This is a genomic window from Corallococcus sp. Z5C101001 (assembly GCF_007352635.1).
In the GTDB taxonomy this organism is placed as follows: Bacteria; Myxococcota; Myxococcia; order Myxococcales; family Myxococcaceae; genus Corallococcus; species Corallococcus silvisoli.
In genome coordinates, this window is the sequence record NZ_VKLU01000005.1 from 328,703 (window position 1) to 348,755 (window position 20,053).

17 protein-coding genes are annotated in these 20,053 nt (G+C 71.1%); 5 read left to right on the forward strand and 12 right to left on the reverse strand.

The genetic code is table 11. The annotated features are described in order from the left end of the window. Positions 1 to 6: 6 nt before the first annotated feature. Positions 7 to 636 (reverse strand): hypothetical protein, encoded by a 630-nt coding sequence (locus tag FOF48_RS11740; protein ID WP_143900934.1) that lies wholly within the window; start codon positions 634 to 636, stop codon positions 7 to 9. A 304-nt stretch (positions 637 to 940) separates the two neighbouring features. Between FOF48_RS11740 and FOF48_RS11745 the strand changes: the two genes are divergently transcribed. Genes FOF48_RS11745 through FOF48_RS11755 form a run of 3 tightly spaced genes read left to right on the forward strand, consistent with a single transcriptional unit; the run spans position 941 to position 5,553 of the window. Beyond that, positions 941 to 3,214: a DUF4139 domain-containing protein gene (locus FOF48_RS11745; RefSeq protein WP_143900936.1), complete on the forward strand. Its 2,274-nt coding sequence runs from the start codon at positions 941 to 943 to the stop codon at positions 3,212 to 3,214. After that, positions 3,214 to 4,773, forward strand: coding sequence for a DUF4139 domain-containing protein (locus FOF48_RS11750; RefSeq protein ID WP_143900938.1), 1,560 nt, complete (start codon positions 3,214 to 3,216; stop codon positions 4,771 to 4,773). The genes FOF48_RS11745 and FOF48_RS11750 overlap by 1 nt, the downstream gene beginning before the upstream one ends. Positions 4,774 to 4,788: 15 nt before the next feature. Next, a complete protein-coding gene (locus tag FOF48_RS11755) occupies positions 4,789 to 5,553 on the forward strand; it encodes an alpha/beta fold hydrolase (RefSeq protein WP_143900940.1) in 765 nt (254 codons plus the stop codon). A gap of 52 nt (positions 5,554 to 5,605) precedes the next feature. On the opposite strand, the gene FOF48_RS11760 is transcribed toward FOF48_RS11755, so the two are convergent. Genes FOF48_RS11760 through def form a run of 4 tightly spaced genes read right to left on the reverse strand, consistent with a single transcriptional unit; the run spans position 5,606 to position 9,405 of the window. Continuing rightward, on the reverse strand, positions 5,606 to 6,781 hold the full coding sequence (locus FOF48_RS11760) for an FAD-dependent monooxygenase (protein WP_143900942.1): 1,176 nt from the start codon (positions 6,779 to 6,781) through the stop codon (positions 5,606 to 5,608). A gap of 32 nt (positions 6,782 to 6,813) precedes the next feature. Continuing rightward, the gene (locus tag FOF48_RS11765; RefSeq protein WP_143900944.1) at positions 6,814 to 7,662 is read right to left on the reverse strand and encodes an MBL fold metallo-hydrolase; all 849 of its coding nucleotides are present in this window, start codon (positions 7,660 to 7,662) and stop codon (positions 6,814 to 6,816) included. A 52-nt stretch (positions 7,663 to 7,714) separates the two neighbouring features. After that, entirely contained in the window at positions 7,715 to 8,782 is a 1,068-nt protein-coding gene (locus FOF48_RS11770) for an NADH:flavin oxidoreductase/NADH oxidase (protein ID WP_143900946.1), read from the reverse strand. Next, positions 8,779 to 9,405 carry a peptide deformylase gene (gene def, locus FOF48_RS11775; protein WP_143900948.1) on the reverse strand — a complete coding sequence of 209 codons (627 nt, stop codon included), beginning with the start codon at positions 9,403 to 9,405 and terminating at the stop codon, positions 8,779 to 8,781. Before def ends, FOF48_RS11770 begins: the two co-directional genes overlap by 4 nt. 139 nt (positions 9,406 to 9,544) lie before the next feature. Between def and FOF48_RS11780 the strand changes: the two genes are divergently transcribed. Continuing rightward, on the forward strand, positions 9,545 to 10,042 hold the full coding sequence (locus tag FOF48_RS11780; RefSeq protein WP_143900950.1) for a hypothetical protein: 498 nt from the start codon (positions 9,545 to 9,547) through the stop codon (positions 10,040 to 10,042). Position 10,043: 1 nt separating this feature from the next. On the opposite strand, the gene FOF48_RS11785 is transcribed toward FOF48_RS11780, so the two are convergent. Further along, positions 10,044 to 11,192 (reverse strand): fatty acid desaturase, encoded by a 1,149-nt coding sequence (locus FOF48_RS11785; RefSeq protein ID WP_143900952.1) that lies wholly within the window; start codon positions 11,190 to 11,192, stop codon positions 10,044 to 10,046. 97 nt (positions 11,193 to 11,289) lie between these two features. Further along, a complete protein-coding gene (locus FOF48_RS11790) occupies positions 11,290 to 11,766 on the reverse strand; it encodes a MaoC family dehydratase (RefSeq protein WP_143900953.1) in 477 nt (158 codons plus the stop codon). Positions 11,767 to 11,971: 205 nt separating this feature from the next. On the opposite strand from FOF48_RS11790, the gene FOF48_RS11795 reads away from it, so the two are divergent. Next, positions 11,972 to 13,363: a BamA/TamA family outer membrane protein gene (locus FOF48_RS11795; RefSeq protein WP_255442086.1), complete on the forward strand. Its 1,392-nt coding sequence runs from the start codon at positions 11,972 to 11,974 to the stop codon at positions 13,361 to 13,363. A 6-nt stretch (positions 13,364 to 13,369) separates the two neighbouring features. On the opposite strand, the gene FOF48_RS11800 is transcribed toward FOF48_RS11795, so the two are convergent. The 5 genes from FOF48_RS11800 to menA all read right to left on the reverse strand — a co-directional run bounded on the left by FOF48_RS11800 (position 13,370) and on the right by menA (position 19,971). Continuing rightward, positions 13,370 to 14,323 (reverse strand): DUF5995 family protein, encoded by a 954-nt coding sequence (locus FOF48_RS11800; protein ID WP_143900955.1) that lies wholly within the window; start codon positions 14,321 to 14,323, stop codon positions 13,370 to 13,372. A 156-nt stretch (positions 14,324 to 14,479) separates the two neighbouring features. Then, a complete protein-coding gene (locus tag FOF48_RS11805) occupies positions 14,480 to 15,733 on the reverse strand; it encodes a cytochrome c (protein ID WP_143900957.1) in 1,254 nt (417 codons plus the stop codon). A 102-nt stretch (positions 15,734 to 15,835) separates the two neighbouring features. Further along, the gene (locus FOF48_RS11810) at positions 15,836 to 16,936 is read right to left on the reverse strand and encodes a hypothetical protein (RefSeq protein ID WP_143900959.1); all 1,101 of its coding nucleotides are present in this window, start codon (positions 16,934 to 16,936) and stop codon (positions 15,836 to 15,838) included. A gap of 15 nt (positions 16,937 to 16,951) precedes the next feature. Then, positions 16,952 to 18,862, reverse strand: coding sequence for a hypothetical protein (locus tag FOF48_RS11815; protein WP_143900961.1), 1,911 nt, complete (start codon positions 18,860 to 18,862; stop codon positions 16,952 to 16,954). 221 nt (positions 18,863 to 19,083) lie between these two features. Further along, positions 19,084 to 19,971: a 1,4-dihydroxy-2-naphthoate octaprenyltransferase gene (menA, locus tag FOF48_RS11820; protein ID WP_161664635.1), complete on the reverse strand. Its 888-nt coding sequence runs from the start codon at positions 19,969 to 19,971 to the stop codon at positions 19,084 to 19,086. Positions 19,972 to 20,053 lie beyond the last annotated feature (82 nt).

Sequence of the window (20,053 nt, forward strand, 5' to 3'; positions counted from 1 at the left end):
GGTGGCTCAGACCCCGTAGAGGATGATCTTGTTGCCCTTGCGCACCCAGCGGCCACTGCGGCCACCGGTGCCCGCGGCGTGCGGCATCTGGGCGGCGAAGCCAGGGGCGAACTTCTGGATGGCCTGGTGGACGGCGGCGCCAGCCACCTGCTGGGGCGAAGCATTGTCGGGCGAGTTGAGGGCCGTCTTGGAGGCGTCCGAGGCGAGTCGGACAATCTGCCGGGCCACCTCGAACTCGCGGTCCTCCTGGCTCAGGCCCTCCAGTTCGAGCCCGAACGCCTGGCCCGCCATGGAGGCCAGCTTGCCACCGACGGCGCCGCCCACGCCGGGGACCACGAGGTTGCCGAGCGCGCTGCCCACCATCGGCAGGGCCTGCCTGGCCAGTCCCTTGAGCATGCCCCCGAGCTGCTTGCCCAGCGGAGACTTCACGACCTTGCCGACGGCGCTGCCCACCTTCTTGATGATGTTGCCGAGGAACTGATCCAGCTCCTGCTCGTTGCTGACCTCCAGCAGCTCCGAGGCGAGCTCGTTCAGCTCGTTCTCGTTGAAGACCTCGCCCCACTCCGACTCGGCGTTGAACTCGAACTCGAACGACTCCCCCTCCAGTTCCTGGTAGGTGCGATCCACGTCATGCATGATCAGTTCCTCGTGTGATGGGGCCGGCTTCGTGGCCGCGGGTTCGGACCGGGCATAAGCAGCGGCTGTGCCAACCCCGCCGAGGGTCGCTCCTGCTCTGGGAGTCAGGGCGCGGGAGCGAAGCGCGCTTCGGCGGCGCCGGCCGAACGGGAGATTCGGCGAAGCAGGCTTCGGCGCCCCGTCATGGCCCCGTGGGCTCCGGGCGAGTCCCACCCCCTGGCGAGGGCATTCGTCCCCTCGCCGTCGCCATTCGCGGGGCCGTCGGCTAGCGTTCGGCCCTCTCCGCGGAACAAGAGGGGGGCCCATGCGCGTCGTACCGTCCATCCTGGAATCCGTCACCGTTCACGCCGAAGGCGCGCTGTGCACCCGCGCGCTCGTGCTCTCCCCCGAGAACGGGCACCTGCCCGAACAGGTCCGCGTCGACGGCCTGCCCCTGGCCCTGCGAACAGCGACCCTGCGCGCCCGCGTGGTGGAGGGCCCCACCGGGCTCCTCGTCCGCGACCTGCGGCCCACGTTCGACGTGCGGCTGCCCGCCGAATCGGACCTGCCCGCGGAGCTGCACGCGGCCGAAGCGGCGGAGGCCGCGCTGTCGGACGTGCTGGGCCGGCTGGAGCGGGTGCGCGCGGAGCTGGAGACCCTTCAGGGACTGGCGCCCTCCTTCCCGCCCCAGCGCAAGGGCCAGCTCCCGCGCGAGGCGCCCCTCGCCGCGATGCTGGCGCTGACGGGCTTCGTGGACGCGGAGCTGACGGCGCTGCATGCCCAGCGGCTGGAGCTGGAGCGGCAGTACCGCGACGCCACCCAAGAGCTGGAGCTGCGCCGCCGCCTCGTCCAGGAGCTGTCCTCCGCGCGAAGCGTGGACCGGGCCCGGCTCTTCCGCGCGGCCCTCCTCACGCTGTCCGGCCCCATCGCCGCGAACGCGGAGGCGCGCCTGGTGTTGGAGTACGCCGTGGCGGGCGCGCGATGGGTGCCCACCTACGACCTGCGCCTGCCGCGCACGCTGGAGGAAGGCACGCTGCGCATGCGTGCCGCCGTCATCCAGCGGACCGGCGAGGACTGGAAGGGGGTCCGGCTGTCGGTCTCCACCGCGAGCCTGGAGCGGCGCGCGGTGGTGCCGGAGCTGAAGTCGCTGCGCATCGGCCGCAGCCAGCCGGCGCCCGTGCGCTCGGGATGGCGTGAGCCCGCGCCGGGCCTGGACGAGCTGTTCGCGGGCTACGACGCCATGAAGGTGCCGCCCCCTCTCGCGATGCCCGAGCCTCTTCCGCCCGCTCCGATGGACGAGCTGGACGCGGATGAGGACTCGTTCGGGAGCGTGGTGGCCTTCGAAGAGTCCTTGAAGGAGAAGTCGCCGAAGGCGAGGTCGTCCTCGTATGGGGGCGCGCCGGGCGCTCCGCCCATGGCGCCCCCTTCCGTCTCCCGGCCCGCGCCGCCTCCCATGCCGGCTCCCAAGGCCTCGGCCCCCACGCTGGGCGGAGTCCGCCCGTCGGCGGCCCCGAGCCGGAACATCAGCGACGGCGGAGACCTCAGCCGGAGTTTCCGGCGGGATGCCCCGGGCCGGGGCGGCGGCGGGATGAGCAAGAAGCGCGCGGCCGAGGAGGAGAGCCTCGATGATGCCCCGATGATGGACCTGTCATCGGACCTCTCGGACGGCGAGGGCGGCGGCGGGGAGTCGCGGCGCACGAGGGCCCTGGAGCCCGCGGACAGCCTGTTCGACTACGACTCGCTGACGCTGGCCCCTCCGGGCGCTCCAGCCGAGCGCGGCCGGCTGACGCCCCGGCCGGCGCTCATCACGCAGGCGAGGCTGTCCGTCACTTCCGTGAGTCTCCAGGTCGAAGTGGTGCGCCTGGAGTCCCAGGCCTTCGTCACCGCCGAGTCCGTGAACACCGTGCCGCCGCCCACGTGGGCGGTGGCGCCGCGCGACTCCGCCCGGCACTTCGACGCGCGCTTCGACGCGGAGGCGGTCGCGGACGTGCCCGCCGACGGCGCGTGGCACACGGTGCCCATGCTGACGGTGCCCCTGGAGTTCCGCGCCGAATACGTCTGCGTGCCTTCGGTGGAGCCGCGGGTCTTCCGCACGGTGCGCCTGGACAATCGGACACCGCACCCGCTGCTCGCGGGGCCCGTGGACGTGACGCTCGGGGATGAGTTCCTGATGACCTCTCCGCTGCCCACGCTCGGGCCCGGCGAGACGCAGCGGCTGGGATTGGGCGTGGAGGAAGCGATCCAGGTGGCGCGCAACACGCGCTTCGAGGAAGCGACGGGCGGCATGTTCGGCAACAACACCGTCCTCACGCACCACGTCTCCGTGGAGGTGACCAACCACCTCGCGCGTCCCGCGACGCTCGCCATCTCCGAGCGCATCGGCGCGGTGCCCGAGTCCCAGAAGGACCTCAAGGTCGAGGAGGCGGAGGTCATCCCGCCCTGGCAGAAGCCCACGCCCCTGCCCGGAGAGGTCGCGGTGGAGGGCGAGCGGGTCTGGCGCATGAGCATGCCCGCCGGAGAGAAGCGTTCGATGAAGGCGACATGGGTCGTGAAGCTGCCCGGCAACAAGATGCTGTACGGCGGGAACCGGAGGACATGATGCGCACTTCCATTCTGTTGCCCCTGGTCAAGGTGACGGTCCTGGAGGACCGGGCCCTCATCGAGCGCACCGGCGAGGTGACGCTGCCTCCGGGCCCGTGCCGCCTCGCGGTGGACGGCCTGCCGGCGGTGGCCGTGGACCGCTCGCTTCAAGCGAAGCTCTCAGGTGGCGTGGTGACCCAGGCCAGCCTGCGCCGCTCGATGCGCGCGGTGCTCCCGGAGGCCCTGCGCGAACACGCCACGGAGCTGGCCCGCCGCGCCTTCGAGCGCGAGCAGGAGCTGGAGCGCGCGCAGGCGGAGGTCGGTCGCCTGGAGACGCGGCGCGACCTGCTGGGGGCCGCGCGGACCGAGGTCTTCCGCGCCATCAGCGAGCGCACCGGCGCGGGCGAGGCGGATCCGACGCGCTGGAAGGAACAGCTCGAAACGCTGCGCAAGGAGCAGGCCGCGACGGACGACACGCTCTGGCAGGCCCGGCGCTCCGCGGCGCGCCTCCAACGCCAGCATGAGCAGGAGACCCGCGAGGTGCTGGCGCGCACGGCTCCCGCCGAGCCCACGGTGGACGTGCGCGCGGAGCTGGACGTGAGCCACGCGACGGGCGGGCCGGTGACGTTGACGCTGACGTACCTGGTGCCCTGCGCCGCATGGCGGCCCGCGTATCGCGCGGCCCTGAGCCTCGCGGACGAGGGCTCGACGGTGGCGTTGGAGTGCGAGGCCGTCGTCTGGCAGAACACCGGCGAGGCCTGGAAGGACGTGACGCTGGCCTTCTCCACGGCGCGCCCCACGCTGGGTGCCACGCCCCCCAGGCTCGAGGAGGACTGGCTGTCCCTGCGGGACAAGACAGTGCGAGAGAAGCAGGTGGTGGAGGTCTCCGTCCGCGAGGAGTCCATCCAGACGACCGGCGAGGCCGGGACCTCGAAGGCCGCGGATGCGCTGCCCGGCATGGACGACGGCGGAGCGCCGGTGACGCTGTCCACGCCCCACAAGGTCACGGTGCCGTCGGACGGCGAGGCGCACCGCGTGGCGCTGTTCGCGTTCACCGCGCCCGCGACGTCGGAGCTGGTGGCCTGCCCGGAGCAGTCGCCGCTGGTGCACCGGGTGGCGCGGTTCGACAACACGGGGCCGACGGTGCTGATGGCCGGGCCGGTGGACCTGGTGCGCTCGAAGGGCTACGTGGGCCGCGCGCAGCTCAAGTTCGCGGGCCGGGGCGAGCGCGTGAAGCTGGGCTTCGGCAGCGAGGACTCGCTGCGCGTGTCACGGCAGGCGGAGTCGAGCGAGGAGGTCGCGCGCATCACCAGCCGGCGCACGAACACGGAGCGGGTGAAGCTGTTCGTCTCCAACATGGGGGCGATGCCGGCGAACCTGGTGGTGGAGGAGCGCATGCCGGTGTCCGAGGTGGAGGCCGTGGAGGTGGCGCTGCTCAAGGACGCCACGAAGCCCGCGCCCACGAAGGTGAGCGACGACGGCATCGTGCGCTTCGAGTTGAACGTCCCGCCGCGCTCCCGGCAGACGGTGTCCTTCGGCTTCACGGTGGCCCGCTCCGGGAAGGTCTCGGGCCTGTAGGAGAGAGTCCACGCCATGCCCTTCGCGACGAAGTCCGGCCGCCGCATCCACTACGAGGTCCAGGGACGTGGGCCTCCCCTGCTCCTCCTGCACGGCCTGCTCCAGCTGGGCTCGCACTGGGCCCTCAAGGGGTACCTGCCCGCGCTGACGGAGGCGTACACCGTGGTGACCTTCGACTCGCTGGGGCACGGGCGGAGCGAAGCGCCCCACGACCTGGAGGCCTACAGGCTGCGGCACCGGGTGGAGGACGTGCTGTCGGTGCTCGACACGCTGTCCATCGGCAGGGCCCAGGCGTGGGGCTATTCGATGGGCGGTTGGACGCTGTGCGGGCTGGCCGCCGCCGCGCCGGAGCGGCTGACGTCCTACGTGGTGGGCGGTTGGGATCCCGTCGTCGGGCTGCCCATCGCCTACGCGGCCCTGGCGAAGCAGCTCAAGTCGTCCGAGGAAGTGGATTGGTTCCACGTGCTCCTGATGGGCGCGCGGCGAGCCCCGGAGCTGGCGGAGGCCATCGACGCGGGCGACCTGGAGGCCCTGCGCCTGTGCCTGAGGGCCTGCGAGGACTCAGCGGGCCAGGATGAAGCGCTGGTCCGCTCCGGGCGACCGGGGCTCTTGTACTGCGGGGAGAAGGACCCGTACCACGACGCCATGAAGGGGGTGGCGGAGCGGGCGGGCGCGGCCTTCGCCACCATCGAACACGCGGACCATGGTGGAGCCTGGGCGAAGGCCCCCAAGGTGCTGCCGCACGTCCTGCCGTTCCTCGCGTCGACCGCGTCGAAGTGACCCCCGGCCTGACCGGGGCGCGGGTGAGACCGCGCGCCCGCTCCGGCGCGGCTCAGCGCAAGGGCGCCACCAGCTGGCGGAGCTGGTTCTTCGCGGCGGACTCCGGGACACGCCGGAAGAGCGCATCGCGGACAAAGCGAGCGGCCGTGCTCTCCCACTGGGCCATCCGTCCCACCTGGTGTGAGCGCACGACCATCGCGTTGGCGCGCTTCACCCGGATGGCCTCGTAGGCGCGCAGCGCGTCCTCCACGCTCCCGGGAGCCGTCAGACACTCCGCCAGCACCACGCCGTCCTCGATGGCCTGACATCCCCCCTGCCCCAGGTTCGGGGTCATCGGGTGCGCGGCGTCTCCCAGGAGCGTCACCCGTCCGCGGCTCCAGTGCGCCAGCGGCGGCCGGTCGTGGATGTCCGTGCGCAGGACGCGCTCGGGAGGCGTCGCCGCGAGCAGTCGCGCGATGGGCGCATGCCACCCCGCGAAACGCTCCTGGAGGACCGCGAGCGTCTGGCCCGGAGCATCCTCCGCCCCCGCGGGGGCGTTGAGCGTGGCGTACCAGTACACCTCGCCGTGACCGATGGGCACGATGCCGAAGCGCGCCCCGGGCCCCCACGTCTCGATCATCTGGCCCGCCGTGACCCACTCCGCGCCCGGGCAGACGCCACGCCAGCTGGTGTAGCCGGAGTACCGCGTGGGCTCGTCGCCCCGAAGGCCGGAGCGCACGACGGAGCGCAGGCCATCCGCGCCCACCAGCACGTCGCCGGAGACGGTGGTGCCGTCGGACAGCGACACCGTGACGTGCCCCTCCGCGTCCTGGAAGCCCGTCACCGACACGCCCAGCCGCACGGCGTCCTCGGGGCCCGCATGGGCGCGCAGGACGGCCTGGAGGCGGGCGCGGTGGATGGCGACCATCGGGGCATCCAGCTCCTGCTGGAGCGAGCGCACGTCGACGCGGCTGATGCCTCGCCCCGCCAAGTCGAGGATGAGGGTCTGCTCAGGCTGTTCGCCTTCCGCCACGACGGCGTCACACAGGCCGATCCTGCGCAGGGCGAGCGCCGCGTTCATCTGCACGATGATGCCCGCGCCGACCTGCCGCAGCGCCTCCGCGCGCTCGAACACCGTGGCGCGAACGCCGGCCCTCTGGAGCGCGCACGCCAGCGTGAGGCCGCCAATGCCCGCACCCGCGATGAGGACATGGCGGGAGGACGGAGGCGCGACGAGGGGAGGAGTCATGGTGGGCCTCGCGGGAAGGCCGGGGCTGGCGCTCAACCGAACCAGCGGCCGGAGTCAGGCGCGAAGACTCGCACGCGCTCCAGGAGCGAGGCGGGGAGGCGGGCCTGGAGGGTCGCATGGACCTGCGCGGGGCTGTAAGCCTGACTGAAGTGCATCAGGACCAGGGCCTCGTTCTGGAAGCGGTCGGCCATGGCGGCGATCTCCTCCAGGTGGATGTGCGCCCGCTCCTGCGCGTCGCGCACGGTGCGCTCCGAGTCAATGAACGTGCACTCCAGGATGAGCACGCGGCTGTCGAACAGGGACGGCTGGCGCTCCAATACATTGGAGAGCGTGTCGGTGCAGTAGGCCAGCTCCAGGCGCTCGACTTCATCGAACAGGGGCTCACCGGCCTGCCTCCGGCGGCCGATCTCCGCTGGAGGCAGCTCGCGGTACTCGGCCTTGAGCTTGGCGACGCGGCGGAGGAACTGGTAGCCCAGCGAGGGCACGGGGTGGTGCGTGCGAAAGGCGCGCACCCACAGGTCCTGCTGCACCTTCACGGTGTCGCCGGGCCGCAGGGGAACGGTGCGGATGTCCGACTTCATGCGGTGCAGCCGCCCCAGGGCCGCGAGCGCCTCCTGCACGGGCGCTTCGATCTCCGCCGGAAGGTAGACGAACGGAGGCCCCTTCCCCACGAGCGCGCGGATGCCCAGGAGCGAGCCCAGGGCGCTGGCGTGGTCCGCGTGGCCATGGCTCAGGAAGATGCGGTCGGTGCCAGCGAAGGACCGGATGGGGATGCCGGCATCCAGCAACACCCCCAGCTCCGGGACCAGGAGCGACGTGTACACGCCGCCCACGGACACACCGCGCACGGTATAGGGGCCCGCCTGCACTTCGGTCAGCATGGGGACCAGCTTACGCGGACTTTGAACGGGACCGGCGGCCCCAGGACGCGCGTCAGTTCTTCGCGCGCTCGTACTGGTGCGGCCACATCACGTCCGCGCGCAGCTCCTTCGCGGCGCGCAGCGGCCAGTACGGATCCCTCAGGAGCTCCCGGGCCAGGATGACGACGTCCGCCTGCCCCGTGACGAGCACGTGCTCCGCCTGGAACGCGGAGCGGATCATCCCCACCGCGCCCGTCATCACGCCCGTCTCCTGCCGCACCTTCTCCGCCAGGTGCGTCTGGTAGCCCGGCCCCACCGGGATCTTCGCGGCGGCCACCACGCCCCCCGACGAGCAGTCGATGAGGTCCACGCCCTCCTTCGCCACCAGCCGCGCCAGCGCCACCGACTCCTCCGGCGTCCAGCCCCCCTCCACCCAGTCCGTCGCGGAGATGCGCATGAAGAGCGGCAACGACTCCGGCCACTTCGAGCGCACCGCGCGCGTCACCTCCAGCGCGAAGCGCGTGCGGTTCTCGAACGACCCGCCGTACCGGTCCGTCCGCGTGTTCGACAGCGGCGACAGGAACTCATGCAGCAGGTAGCCGTGCGCCGCGTGCAGCTCGATGACCTGGAACCCCGCCGCCTTCGCGCGCACCGCCGCGTCCGCGAACGCCTTCACGACGCGCGCGATGCCCGCCTCGTCCAGCGCCGCGGGCACCGGATAGCCCTCCGTGAACGACTCCGTCGTGGGCCCGAACGGCGTCCAGCCCCCGTCCTCCGGGGCCACCCGCGACCCCGCGTCCCAGGGCCGGGGCGTGGACGCCTTGCGCCCCGCGTGCGCCAGCTGCACGCCCGACGCGGCCCCATTCTGGTGCAGGAAGCGGTTGATGCGCGCCAACTGCTCCACGTGCGCGTCCTTCCACAACCCCAGGTCCTGCGGCGAGATGCGCCCCTCCGGCTCCACGGCCGTGGCCTCCGTCAGGATGAGCCCCGCGCCGCCCACCGCGCGGCTGCCCAGGTGCACCACGTGCCACTCGTTGGCGAAGCCGTCCTCGCTCGAGTACTGGCACATGGGCGAGACCACGACACGGTTTCGCAACGTGATGTCCCGCAGCTTCAACGGGCTGAAGAGCTTGCTGCTCATGACTTGTCCTCCGGGGAAATCGAAACCTGCTGCTCCGCCAGCCCCAGCGCCGCGCGCACCTGGGCCGTGCTCCTGCCCAGCCAGTGCCGCCGGTGGTTCTCCTGCGTCGTGAGGCTGCGCGTCTCCATGCGGTCCACGTAGAGCGTGCCGTCCAGGTGATCCACCTCATGCTGGAGGATGCGCGCGTACCAGCCCCGCGCCGACACCGTCACCGGCTTCCCGTGCTCGTCCAGCGCCTCTACCCGCACGCCGCGTGCCCGGGACACCAGCGCCGCGAGCCCGTTCACGCTCAGACACCCTTCGTGGAACTCCATCGGCGTGGGGTCCTCCACCACCAGCCGCGGGTTGATCAACACGTGGAAGCCCACCGGCGCCCGCTCCCGCGAGGCGAGGTCCGCGGCCGAGGCTCCGGCCTGGTACTCGGCGCGGTCCTCGATGACGACCAGCCGCACGCCCACCCCCACCTGGGGCGCCGCCAACCCCACGCCGGGGGCATCCCGCATCGTGTCGCGCATCAGCGCGATGAGCTGGCGCGTGGCCTCGCCGCCAATCTCCTCGGGGGTCAGCTCTCGCGCGCGCTGGCGCAGCACCGGTTCTCCTGCCTGGACGATTTTCAGCACCATGGTGGCCCCCACCGTAACAATCGCTCTCCCGCCGCGCCGCATCCCCGTGAAGCGGGCACGGGCCCGGCCGCCGGGTTCCCCACGGGGAGGGCAACCCCTGGCGTGGAGGGGTGCCACTGACGGTAGGCTGCGTCGCACCATGGCTCGCCGCAAGAAGGCCGAAGAGACCACCGCCCGGGTGCGCAACCTGCTCGCCCTCGACGCCGCCGGCATCATGCGGAGGCTCGCCGCGCGCAGGGAGGAGATGTTCCTGCTCTTCTCCCGCCTGCGCAGCCGAGGGCCGCTGGTGGAGACGGTGGCGTCGCGCTACGCGGAGGGCGCCTTCGCCCAGCTCATCCACCTCCCCGAACAGGAGCAGGCGGTGGTGGACCACTTCTACGCGCGCCTGGACGAGCTGCGCTGGTACTTCACCTACACCGAGGACATGCCCGGCACCGCGCACCAGACCTTCATCGCGCTGCACCGCAGGCTGGAGGAGAGCTACCGCCTGTTCGTGGAGACGCTGGGGCTGCCCGTGCAACCCGACGGCGTGCGCGTGGTGAACGCGGAGGCCGTCCGCCACGAGGAGGTCGCCGCGGAGCCTACGCCGGTGGCGCTCGCCCCGCTGCCCCGCCGCCGGCGCGCGCCGCCCGCCTGACTCAGGCCGCGGAGGCCTCCGCCGCGTCCGCCGCCGACATCTCGGGGGCCGGAGCCTTCACCAGCCGCTTCATGGACGCCTTGCCCACGACGACGTCCACCATCTTCCGCGCGCGCGTCCAGACGCTCTCCTGCACGTACGGGATGCCGTACTTCTCGCACAGGGCGCGCACGTGTGGCTGCGCCTCGCGGTACTTCAGCATCGGCAGGTCCGGCCAGAGGTGGTGTTCAATCTGGTAGTTCAGCCACAGGTGCGCGAAGTCGTTGAGGTCGCCGCCCGTGCGGTAGTTCGCGCTGCCCAGCACCTGCTGCACCATGCGCTCCGACTTGTTCGCGGGCGCGGAGTCGAAGCGGTACAGGTCCTCGCCGGTGTGGTTGGGCCCCACGACGAAGAACGTGTGCAGGTTGGTGACGACGTCCGCCAGCACGGAGTTGCACAGCACGCTGAACGCCGCCCACGGGCCCAGCAGCCCGAAGACCGCCGGGTACAGTCCAAAGTAGACCGCCGCGTACGGCAGGTAGCAGCGAGAGAGGAGCTCCCACACCTCCGCGCGCGTCAGCGCCCCACCCTCGCGGCGCCCCTTGCGCCGCAGCGACCCCAGCGTCTCCGGCGCGTAGTAGCTCGCGCGCCAGGTGATGGCCAGCAGCGCCAGCTGCACGTAGCGCAGCGGCAGCGGCCGGCCGGTGTCGCGCAGCGTGCCCTCCGCGTTGCGCTCCAGCAGATCCGGATCCGCGTCCTCGCCCGTGTGCGAGTGGTGCAGCACGTTGTGCTCGAAGACCCACGCCTCCGGCAGCATCCAGTCCAGCCAGTCCACGAACCTGCGGGCCCCCTTCGCGAAGCCCTTGCTGGTGCGCGACGCGGGCATGCCCGGCACCCGGTCGTAGCCCCGGTGCCCCACGTGGTGCATGAGCAGCCAGCGCGTGGAGCGCCCCAGCCCCAGCGCCACCGCGCTCAGCGGGTTGGGGGCGATCCACGCCGTGGCCACGCCCAGCGCCGTGGCCACCCGCCCCCAGCGCTCCAGCTTGCGCAGGTGCGCCGCGTCCGCCTCGCCCAGGTTCGCGTCCAGCCGGGCGCGCAGCGCCTTCAGCTCCTGGTGGAACCCCTCCACGTCCACGGAGGCGAGGTCGAAGTCGGGGGTACCGCGAGACATGGAGGAACTCCTCGGGAGCGGGACGGAAACCAAGGCACGGCCAAGGCGGGCCGCACGGTAGCCTCCGCCCGCGCTCGCGAAAAGCCTCCCGTCCCGCTCACCCGCCCGCCGGGCGACGGGGCAGCACCAGCTTCGCGGTGAGCACCTGCAGCACCTCTCCCTTCTGGTTGCGGGTCTCGCTGCGCACGACGGCGATGCCCCGGTCCGGCCGCGTGCGCGAGGGAATGAGCTCCAGCACCTCGCTCTCCACGTGCAGCACGTCCCCCGGACGCGTGGGCTTCGGCCAGCGCAGCTCCCCGCCCGCCCCCACGATGCCCCCCTTGAACGGCAGCCCGCTCTGGACGTTGAGCTTCATGGTGAGCGCCGCCGTGTGCCAGCCGCTCGCCGCCAGTCCCTCGAACAGCGTGTCCCGGGCCGCGTCATCGTCCAGGTGGAACCCCTGCGGATCGAACTCCCGCGCGAAGGCGACGATCTGCGCCGCGTCCAGCGCGTGCGTGCCGCTGATGAACTTCTGGCCCACCTGGAGGTCGTCCAGGCAGAACTCCTTGCGCCCACCCTCTTGCGACGAAGCCATGTCCACGTCCTTCCCAAATGGATGCATATCCAGATGATGAGGATAATGCATTCTTTGGGGACCGCGCCGCACCACCCGTGCGTGCCACCGCGTCCTCCGCGCCGAGCCGAGGGCGCGGGGTGCCGCCGAACGTCGAGCATCGCGCGCCCTCCCGGTGCGGGAGGAGCCGGGGCCCCGGAGCCTGGGGTATGAGCACGGGGTGCTCGTGTCCTCGCGCGTCCGCTCCCTGCTGTCCCTCCTCACCGTGGCCATGACGGGAGGGGGCGCGTCCGTGGCCTGGGCCGAGGAGGAGCCCGGGGCCGCCTCCGGCCCGCCGGAGGTCGCGGAGGTGCGGGTGGAGGGCGTGGACAAGACGAGGCCCTCGACGGTGCGTTCGTACGCGCGGCTGGACGTGGGTGACACCGTCGACGAAGAGCTGCTGCGCAAGGTGGAGCGGCGCCTGCTGGCCACGGGCCTGTTCCAGGAGGCCCACGCGAGCACGGAGCCCCTGCCCGACGGCCGCGTGCGGCTGGTGCTGAAGGTGACGGACAAGGCGTCGTGGGTGGTGGCCCCGACGGTGGCCTTGTCCTCCGCCAACACCGGCGGCGGCCTGCTCTACGCGGAGAACAACCTGGCCGGCCGCGCGAAGAAGTTCGCCGTCGCCGGGCAGGTCAGCACCGCCGAGAGCGGCCTGTACGTGGGCTTCCTGGACCCGCTCCTCTTCGGCCTGCCCCAACTGAAGTTCAGCCTGGAGGGCCAGCTGCGCAGCGACCGCGTGGACGAGTACCTTCCAGGGGCGAGCCAGGCGGATCCGGAGATCCTCCGGCGCACGCGGCTCAACTCCGCGGCCCTGGGCGCGGAGCTGGGCTTCATCCTCTTCGAGCGGGTGCGCGCGGCGGCGAAGTACCGCGTGTCCAGCATCGACGCGCAGTCGCCGGACCCGAAGAAGCCGGTCACAGCGCAGGCGTTCTCCACCGGCCCCGCCCTGCGCGACACGTCGCTGCGCTTCATGGTGGGCCTGGACTCGCGCCAGACGCTGCACGCGGTGACGGAGGGCCTCAACCTGGAGGGCTCCTACGAGGTGTCCGTCCCGGGCGTGTGGAGCGAGTTCCGCTACCGCAAGTTCAGCGTCCTCTACCGCCAGGGCCTGCGCTTCTTCAGCGAGCACAACCTGGTGCTGCGCGGCGAGCTGAACGTGGGAAAGGACCTGCCCTTCCACCAGGAGCTGGTGATGGGCGGCACCACCCTGCGGGGCTTCCAGTACCGCCAGTTCCGCGGCGACACCCGGCTCACCCTCAGCGCCGAGTACCATTTCCCGCTCTTCTCCGTGAAGTCGCTGGCCTTCCGCGGCGTGGGCTTCTCCGACACGGGCGCCATCGCGTGGAGGGACCTGCCCGCGGATGGAACGCTGACCGACACCACCGGTCGCGTCATCCGCCGTTACCTGCCGGAGTCCAGGTCCGGCCTGGACCACGCCACCGTGGCCCAGGGCGTGGGCGCGGGCCTGCGGCTGTACTTGAGCAACGTCGTCCTGCCCCTGCTGGGCGTGGACGTCGCGTACGGCGTCAACTCCGGCCAGGTGCGCGTCTACCTCGTGGCCGGAGTCACGCCCTCCTGAGCGCCCTCAGCTGGCGCGGGCGCTGACGTCCGCGTCCGCCGGGTCCGGAACCTTCACGCCGGGCCAGTCCTCCGGCGCCAGGTCCAGGCTGAAGGGCGGCGCCTCGCCGCGCAGCGTGTGCCACAGCGCATAGTCCGCGCACAGCGCCTGCGCGATGCGGCCGGACGTCGTGCGAACGCGCTCCACGACCGCCTGATGCTCCTCGGGCGTCTGCGCCTCCAGCATCGCGACGACGTTCTCCCAGACGCGCTGCCGCCAGACGATGAGCATCTGCATGACGGCCCGCTCCACCATGGGGCGGCTGAAGGGCACGAGCAGGACGAGCTTCGTGGACGTGCAGTGGTAGCGCTCGACGAGCAGATCCAGACACTCGGGGATGCACGAGCGGAGGATCTCATTCACGTGGAAGTAGTCGTGCCGGTAGCGCGCCATGCGCCGCGCATCCGCCGGGGGAGACTGGTGCGCGATGTTGTCGTAAACGACCATGCCCAGGTCGTGGTTGATGTGCGCGCTGACGCCCAGGAGCGCGTCCTGGAACGGCCGCGTGAGTCGCTGGGCCGGATAGTGCGTCGCGAAGCGCCAGGCGGCCGTGGGCAGCGGCAGGTTCTTCAGCGAGTCCCGCACCGCGATGAGCGCCTCCTCCGCGAAGCGGCCCGTCAGATGCGACAGCCACTCGGGCTCCAGGAACCCGCCCGCGTCCGGCTGGCTCAACAGGTGGACCACCCGCCGTGTGACAATGGCGTAGATGTCCAGGAAGATGGCGCGTGAATCATCCCGTGCGTTCAGCCGGGCGAGGATCTTCTCCAGACCCTCCAGCGCTTCCTCCGCGTTAATGGGATTCCAGAGGACGTCATCCAGTTGGATGGGGCCCGTGTCTTCCGGGGCCTTCGTCTCATGGAGGTGGACGGCCTTCGAACGATTCTTCCGGTGCGGCTCGGGGGAAACCGGTGAAACATTCATGGAGTGACGCTCCACGGCTGGGGGAACGACTTCGCATGAAACCTTATCTCACCCGGTACTTTCTGTAACGCCAGCCCCCCCGGAAAAACGCTTTGTTTCAGCGAATCCCCGCGTGTCGACATGACACGCGGGGCATTTGTCACCCGCTTGTGGCACTCAGGGCGCGGTGCCTTCGCTCACGCCACTGCCCGTCTTGCCCAGCACATACTTCGCGAGCGTGAGGGCGTTGGCCTCGTCGAGGAGGGATTCGTAGGTGGGCATCTGCGTCCCGGGCTTGAAGGACTCCGGGTTGCGGATCCACTTCGCCACCTCTTCGGCGGGCTTGCCCTTCGCGCCCTGGAGCTTGGCCTCGAACTGCTTGTTGGCGCCGTGGCACGAGGCGCAGCCCAGGGAGCTGAACAGCTTCTCCGGGTCGTTGGTGGGCTCCGCCTTGGGACGGCCACCGGCGGGGGGCGGCACGGCCATGTCGTTGGCCTTCATCGTGCGCAGGAAGGTGTAGATGGCGGTGAGCTCCACGTCGTCCGCGTAGCGGTACTTGGGCATCGGCGCGCGCAGGATGTAGCCGCCCGGCGTCACACCGGTCTTCATCGCGAGCTTGAACTCCTCCAGCGTCCACTTTCCGATACCGGCCGTCTCGCTGGGGGTGATGTTGGGCGACAGCAGCTTGCCCTCGCCGCCCATGGGCGTGAGGTCGAACTCGAAGCCGCCGCTCAGCACCGTGTCCGGGTTCTTCAGCTTCGCCGCGCTGCCCTCGAAGCCGGGCGAGTGGCAGAAGACGCAGTCGTAGACGCTGGCGGACACGTAGCGGCCGTACTCCACGGAGTCCGCCGCCTTCGCGGGGATGACCACCGGCTCCGTGCGGGCCTTGTCGTTGATGCCCATCGCGAAGGAGAACACCATCCGGCCCATGGGCGTCAGCACGGAGCGCGGCGGCTGGGACTGCTCCGGCGCGAAGTCCGGGTGACCGGAGCGCATGAAGCCAATCACCGCCGCCAGGTCCTTGTCGCCCATGTTGGGGAAGGCCGGCATGGGGCGCACGTGGTTGTCACGGTCGATGGCGTTGATGACCATGCGGGCGATCTCCTCGTCCTTCCAGGCGCCCACGCCCTTCTCCGGATCCGAGGTGATGTTCGCCGAGTAGAACGTGCCCAGCTCCGGCGGGAAGTCGTGCATCTGCACGCCGGTGGGCTTCGTGTTGCCGCCGCCAGCGTGACACTCGGCGCACACCGCGCGGAACACCTGCTCACCGCGGGCGATGCCCTCCGGTGAGCTGTCTCGCTGGATGTTCGGCAGTGCCACGTCCGCGTAGGACTTGTTGATCTTGTGGGTGGCGACACCCATCGCGGTGCCCGCGCCAATCAAGACCAGGACGACCAATGCTCCAAGGGCCAGCAGTATCTTCTTCACCATGGGGAACGTTGCTCCGGCAGGACGGGGACACGGCTCTCCGCCGGTCCCCTCGAAAGGGGAGCCGGCGGAGCGGAGGCGTTGGGACGGGGTGTGACGGGGGTGCTACTGCCCGGGCACGCAGGTGCTGGGCGGGGGAATCGACGGCGTCGTCGACGGGGTGCTGCTCGCCATCTGGAGGCCGGCGAACGTGACGATGCCGGGGATCTGCGGAATGGCCAGCGCCTGGAGCAGCCAGGGGCGCCCCTCCGGCGCGCTCGTCGTGGAGTCCTTCGCCGTGTACGTGACGACCGGCGGCGGGCCCATCAGCGGCGGGTGGACGACGGCGACCAGGCCCAGGCTGCTGTTGGGGGCGGGCGGGCCGGGCGGGATGAAGAAGCCGCGCGGCGACTGGAGCGGCGCCAGCGGCGGCGGCAGCGCGCCCACCGGTGCCCACTCGATGTTGAGCACGCGGCCGGACGTGGCCTCCACGGTGGTGTTCGCCGCGGGCACGCGGAAGACGGGGAACCCCGGGCGGTAGAGCCAGAAGACCGTCACGCCGCCGAAGCGGGCCGGGTTGAGCAGGTCCTGCACCGTGACGGAGGTGCCCTCGGAGCTCAGGCGCCGGGCCACCGCGTCCAGGATGCCCTTGTCGCTCACCTGGAGCGCCTCCAGGCCCACGCACGCGCTGTGGGCCGGCACCACCGGACGCACGGTCATCGTGGTCAGGTAGTTGCCTTCCACGACGGGCGGCAGCGGCGGCGACGGGGCGTCGTTGGCCAGCGTGCCCTGCTGTCCCAGCGACAGGACGAAGAACGGCGCGCCCCGGCGGGTGGGCACCTTCTCCAGGGTCCACAGGCCCGTGGGCCCGGACACCACGGGCGCGGGCGGCGGGGGCGGCTGCCCCGTGGCCGGGTCCGGCACCGTGTCCTGCAGGGTCACCAGCGCGTTGCGCACCACCGAGCGCTGCAGCAGCGGGCTGAACTCCGCGTACAGCGGCGGCAGCTGGCACTGCGTGCCCGGCGGGGCGCAGTTGGCCAGGTTGATGAAGTAGGCCTCCGGGTCCACCGTGAAGCCGGTGAGCCGGGAGGTCAGACCCTCCGGCTCGCGGTTCTGGTAGTTCGGGCGCGGGATGAACGTCGACACCGCGGGGGAGGAGGATTCCTGGCAGCCGGCGCCCAGCAGGGCCGCGCCAAGGAGCGTTCCAACGTAGAGGGCTCTTTGCATGGCTCGTCGCATCCCCTACTTCGCGGGGAGGATGTGTCGGGAGGGAAGCTGATCGCCGCCGTGGCACGTCTGCGCGCAGTTGCCGAACCGGCTGGGCGTGCCGCGCTGACTGAAGGCGATCTGGAAGAACTCGTCACCGTGCTGAGACACGTGGCACGAGCCGCACAGCGACAGGCTGGGCCGCTCGGTGCTCTTGCGCGTCAGGTGGCAGACGGTGCAGTCCGCGCGGTTCGCCGGGTAGCTGGGCGAGTTCATGTGGATGCGGTGCACCATCTCCTGCGTGCGGCCCACCGTGTCGGTGTCGTAGTGGTGGCACACCTTGCAGCTCTCGATGTGGTCCACCGACAGGCCGTGGCGCAGGTTGTCCAGCGACAGCACGCCGCGGTGGCACAGCTGGCAGTTGCCCACGTTGCCCGGGTAGGTCGTCGGCTCGTCCTGGCCCACCTGGAAGAAGAACGGCGACATCTTCGCCACGCGCTCGCCCATGGCGGCGCGGTTGAACTTCACCAGCGCCACGTAGGTGCCCGGCTTCGCGTCCGCGGGCAGCGTGAACGTCTGGCGCGTGGGCCACTTGAAGTCGACGAGGCCCGGCGTCAGCCCCGTGAGCGTGGCGTCATCCAGGAAGGCGAACGGGAACGGCTTGGCGAAGAACTGGGGCTTGTCGCCCGGGTCGCCCAGCACCTTCAGGTCCTGGATGGGACCGGCGATGGCCACGTTGGAGATGGAGTCGTTCTCCGTGATGATCCCGATGACGTTGGGGACGAACGTCATGATGCCGTTGGCCTGGTTGGTGATGATCTCCTTCGCGGACGGCAGCAGGTCCGGCGAGTGCAGGTGGGCGCCCGCGCTGTCGCGCAGGTCGACGTACATGCTCACGTCCTCGCCGGGCTTGTAGAAGCTGCCCTCCTTCGGGGGCGAGAACACCAGCCGCGAGTCCAGGCCCGGGCTGCACTGCACCGCATTGCCGCTGTCGTCGGTGCAGGTGGACGGGCGGTCATCCGGGATGACGTACGTCACCGGGAAGTAGAACGGGCGGTCCGGCAGCTGGCTCCAGGTCGCCTTGAGCGCGCCGGGGCCCGACAGGCGCGGGATGCGCAGCACCTTGAAGGGGTTGGTGCTGCCCACCATGTCCACGCGCGCGATGGTGCGGAACGTGGGGCCCTGCGCCATGCCACCCGGGAAGCCCGCCACGTTGCGGGTCTCCTTGTCACCGGGGAAGCGCGGCGCCTGCAGGTTCTCCGAACGCCAGGAGAAGCGGCTGTGGCCCGCGTAGGGCGAGGACGCCAGCAGCTCCGAGCGCAGGTACGTCTGGCTGGCGCGCGGGGCGCCCGTCTCGTCCAGCACCTCCACGGTGATGGTGTCGCCCTTCACCTTCTGCCAGTTCGCGTTGCCGAACTGCACCTCGCGGGTCCAGCAGTCCTCCACGGCCCCGCCGAGGCTGTAGAAGCTCCACTCGTCCGCGCCCTGGTTGACGTTGCTCCAGTCCAGGCCCGCGAAGACCGACTGGTTCTTGATCCACCCCAGCGCGGCGCTCAGGTCGGTGGGGTTGGTGTGCTGGTTGACCACCGTCTCCGAGACGGAGAACTGGTTCAGGAAGTACTGGGTGTCCGACAGGATCTGCAGCGTGCCCGTGGGGGGCGACAGCGTCAGCGGATCCTGGCCGAGCGGCGTGATGCACACGTCCGGGTACGGGACGGGCACTCCGTTCTTCGCGACCATCTGCCCGTTGGGAAGAAAGGCGCAGCCGTTGATGTACTGGAGGCTGAGCCGGATCGCGCCGGAATCAAGCCCCTGGTACGGGTCGAACCGCTTGGCGCCGCGCCCCGTGGTGGAGCCTTCGTCGTCGGTGACCTTGAGGAGGTTGCAGGACAGCAGGGGCACCAGCAGGGCGCACCACGCGCTCTTGCGTAGGATTGAGCGGATCATGGAAGACGAGGCCGGGGGAAGGCAGAGGGAGGAAGGGAAGGAGGTGCACTCACGCGCAGGCCCACGCGTCCTACCCTTCCCGACGCCGCCACCACTTCGCCACGCGAAGTCGGTGAGGGCCGGCAAGGGTTGGGAGGAGAACACCTCATCGCATCAAACTGACCACATTATGAGAGTCCGCGCAATTCGCGAACCTCCCGGGGAATACCGGACACGGTGGATCAGCGGCCTCCCGGGAGGAGAAGGAAGCCCGCGGACAACAAGAGCGCGAAGACGAGCCCCAGGCCCGCCGTCCTGCCCAGGTGGGGATTGAGGGCGCTGCCGTCCTCGCGCCAGATGGCGCGGATCTCCCGGGCCGCCAGCGGGAGCGCCAGCAGCGGACAGAGCCACGCCAGCGGGTGTCCCGGCAGCGTCATCCAGGAGATGACGGGGATGACGAACGCGCCGACCACCGCCACCGTGTACTCCCACTGACCGAAGGCCCGGCCAAAGCGCACCACCAGCGTGCGCTTGCCGGCGGCCCTGTCCGTGTCGCGGTCCCGCAGGTTGTTCACCGCGAGGATTCCGGACGCGATGAGCCCCATGGACAGGCCCGCGAGCACGACGCCCGGCGTGACGTGGTGGGCGAGCACGGCGTAGCTGCCGGACACCCCGGACAGGCCGAAGATGAGCAGCACCAGCACGTCCCCCAGGCCCATGTAGCCCAGGGGCACCGGGCCCGCGGAATAGAAGACCGCGCCCGCGAGACAGAAGGCGCCGCCCGCGAACACGGGCCAGCCCCCCACCGGGGTCAGCACCAACAGCGCGAGCATGGAGCCAGCGAACGCCAGGGCCGCGGCGCTCGCCACCTCGCGCGCGCTCAGCCAGCCCTTCTGGGTGACGCGCGCGGGCCCCAGCCGCTCGGCCGTGTCCGCGCCGCGCTCGAAGTCCGCGTAGTCGTTCACCAGGTTGCTGACGATCTGCATCAGCACGAAGCCCACCAGGAACGTGAGCGCTGGCGCGGGCCGCCAGCTGCCTTCCGCGTTGGCGAAGGCCCAACCCAGCAGGGTCGGAGCCACCGACGCGGTCAGCGTCTTGGGGCGCAGCGCGAGCCACCAGATGCGCGCCAACGGGGGTTTTGCTTCAAGCGCGACACTCGACGACGGGGGATTCGGAGTGGCCATGTGACCCTGGGGGAAGGGCAGCAGGCGC

Excerpts from the sequence above, each read along its gene's own strand:
- FOF48_RS11740 (WP_143900934.1), bottom strand. The coding sequence starts at position 636 with ATGCATGACGTGGATCGCACCTACCAGGAACTGGAGGGGGAGTCGTTC.
- FOF48_RS11745 (WP_143900936.1), top strand. The coding sequence starts at position 941 with ATGCGCGTCGTACCGTCCATCCTGGAATCCGTCACCGTTCACGCCGAA.
- FOF48_RS11750 (WP_143900938.1), top strand. The coding sequence starts at position 3,214 with ATGCGCACTTCCATTCTGTTGCCCCTGGTCAAGGTGACGGTCCTGGAG.
- FOF48_RS11755 (WP_143900940.1), top strand. The coding sequence starts at position 4,789 with ATGCCCTTCGCGACGAAGTCCGGCCGCCGCATCCACTACGAGGTCCAG.
- FOF48_RS11760 (WP_143900942.1), bottom strand. The coding sequence starts at position 6,781 with ATGACTCCTCCCCTCGTCGCGCCTCCGTCCTCCCGCCATGTCCTCATC.
- FOF48_RS11765 (WP_143900944.1), bottom strand. The coding sequence starts at position 7,662 with ATGCTGACCGAAGTGCAGGCGGGCCCCTATACCGTGCGCGGTGTGTCC.
- FOF48_RS11770 (WP_143900946.1), bottom strand. The coding sequence starts at position 8,782 with ATGAGCAGCAAGCTCTTCAGCCCGTTGAAGCTGCGGGACATCACGTTG.
- def (WP_143900948.1), bottom strand. The coding sequence starts at position 9,405 with ATGGTGCTGAAAATCGTCCAGGCAGGAGAACCGGTGCTGCGCCAGCGC.
- FOF48_RS11780 (WP_143900950.1), top strand. The coding sequence starts at position 9,545 with ATGGCTCGCCGCAAGAAGGCCGAAGAGACCACCGCCCGGGTGCGCAAC.
- FOF48_RS11785 (WP_143900952.1), bottom strand. The coding sequence starts at position 11,192 with ATGTCTCGCGGTACCCCCGACTTCGACCTCGCCTCCGTGGACGTGGAG.
- FOF48_RS11790 (WP_143900953.1), bottom strand. The coding sequence starts at position 11,766 with ATGGCTTCGTCGCAAGAGGGTGGGCGCAAGGAGTTCTGCCTGGACGAC.
- FOF48_RS11800 (WP_143900955.1), bottom strand. The coding sequence starts at position 14,323 with ATGAATGTTTCACCGGTTTCCCCCGAGCCGCACCGGAAGAATCGTTCG.
- FOF48_RS11805 (WP_143900957.1), bottom strand. The coding sequence starts at position 15,733 with ATGGTGAAGAAGATACTGCTGGCCCTTGGAGCATTGGTCGTCCTGGTC.
- FOF48_RS11810 (WP_143900959.1), bottom strand. The coding sequence starts at position 16,936 with ATGCAAAGAGCCCTCTACGTTGGAACGCTCCTTGGCGCGGCCCTGCTG.
- FOF48_RS11815 (WP_143900961.1), bottom strand. The coding sequence starts at position 18,862 with ATGATCCGCTCAATCCTACGCAAGAGCGCGTGGTGCGCCCTGCTGGTG.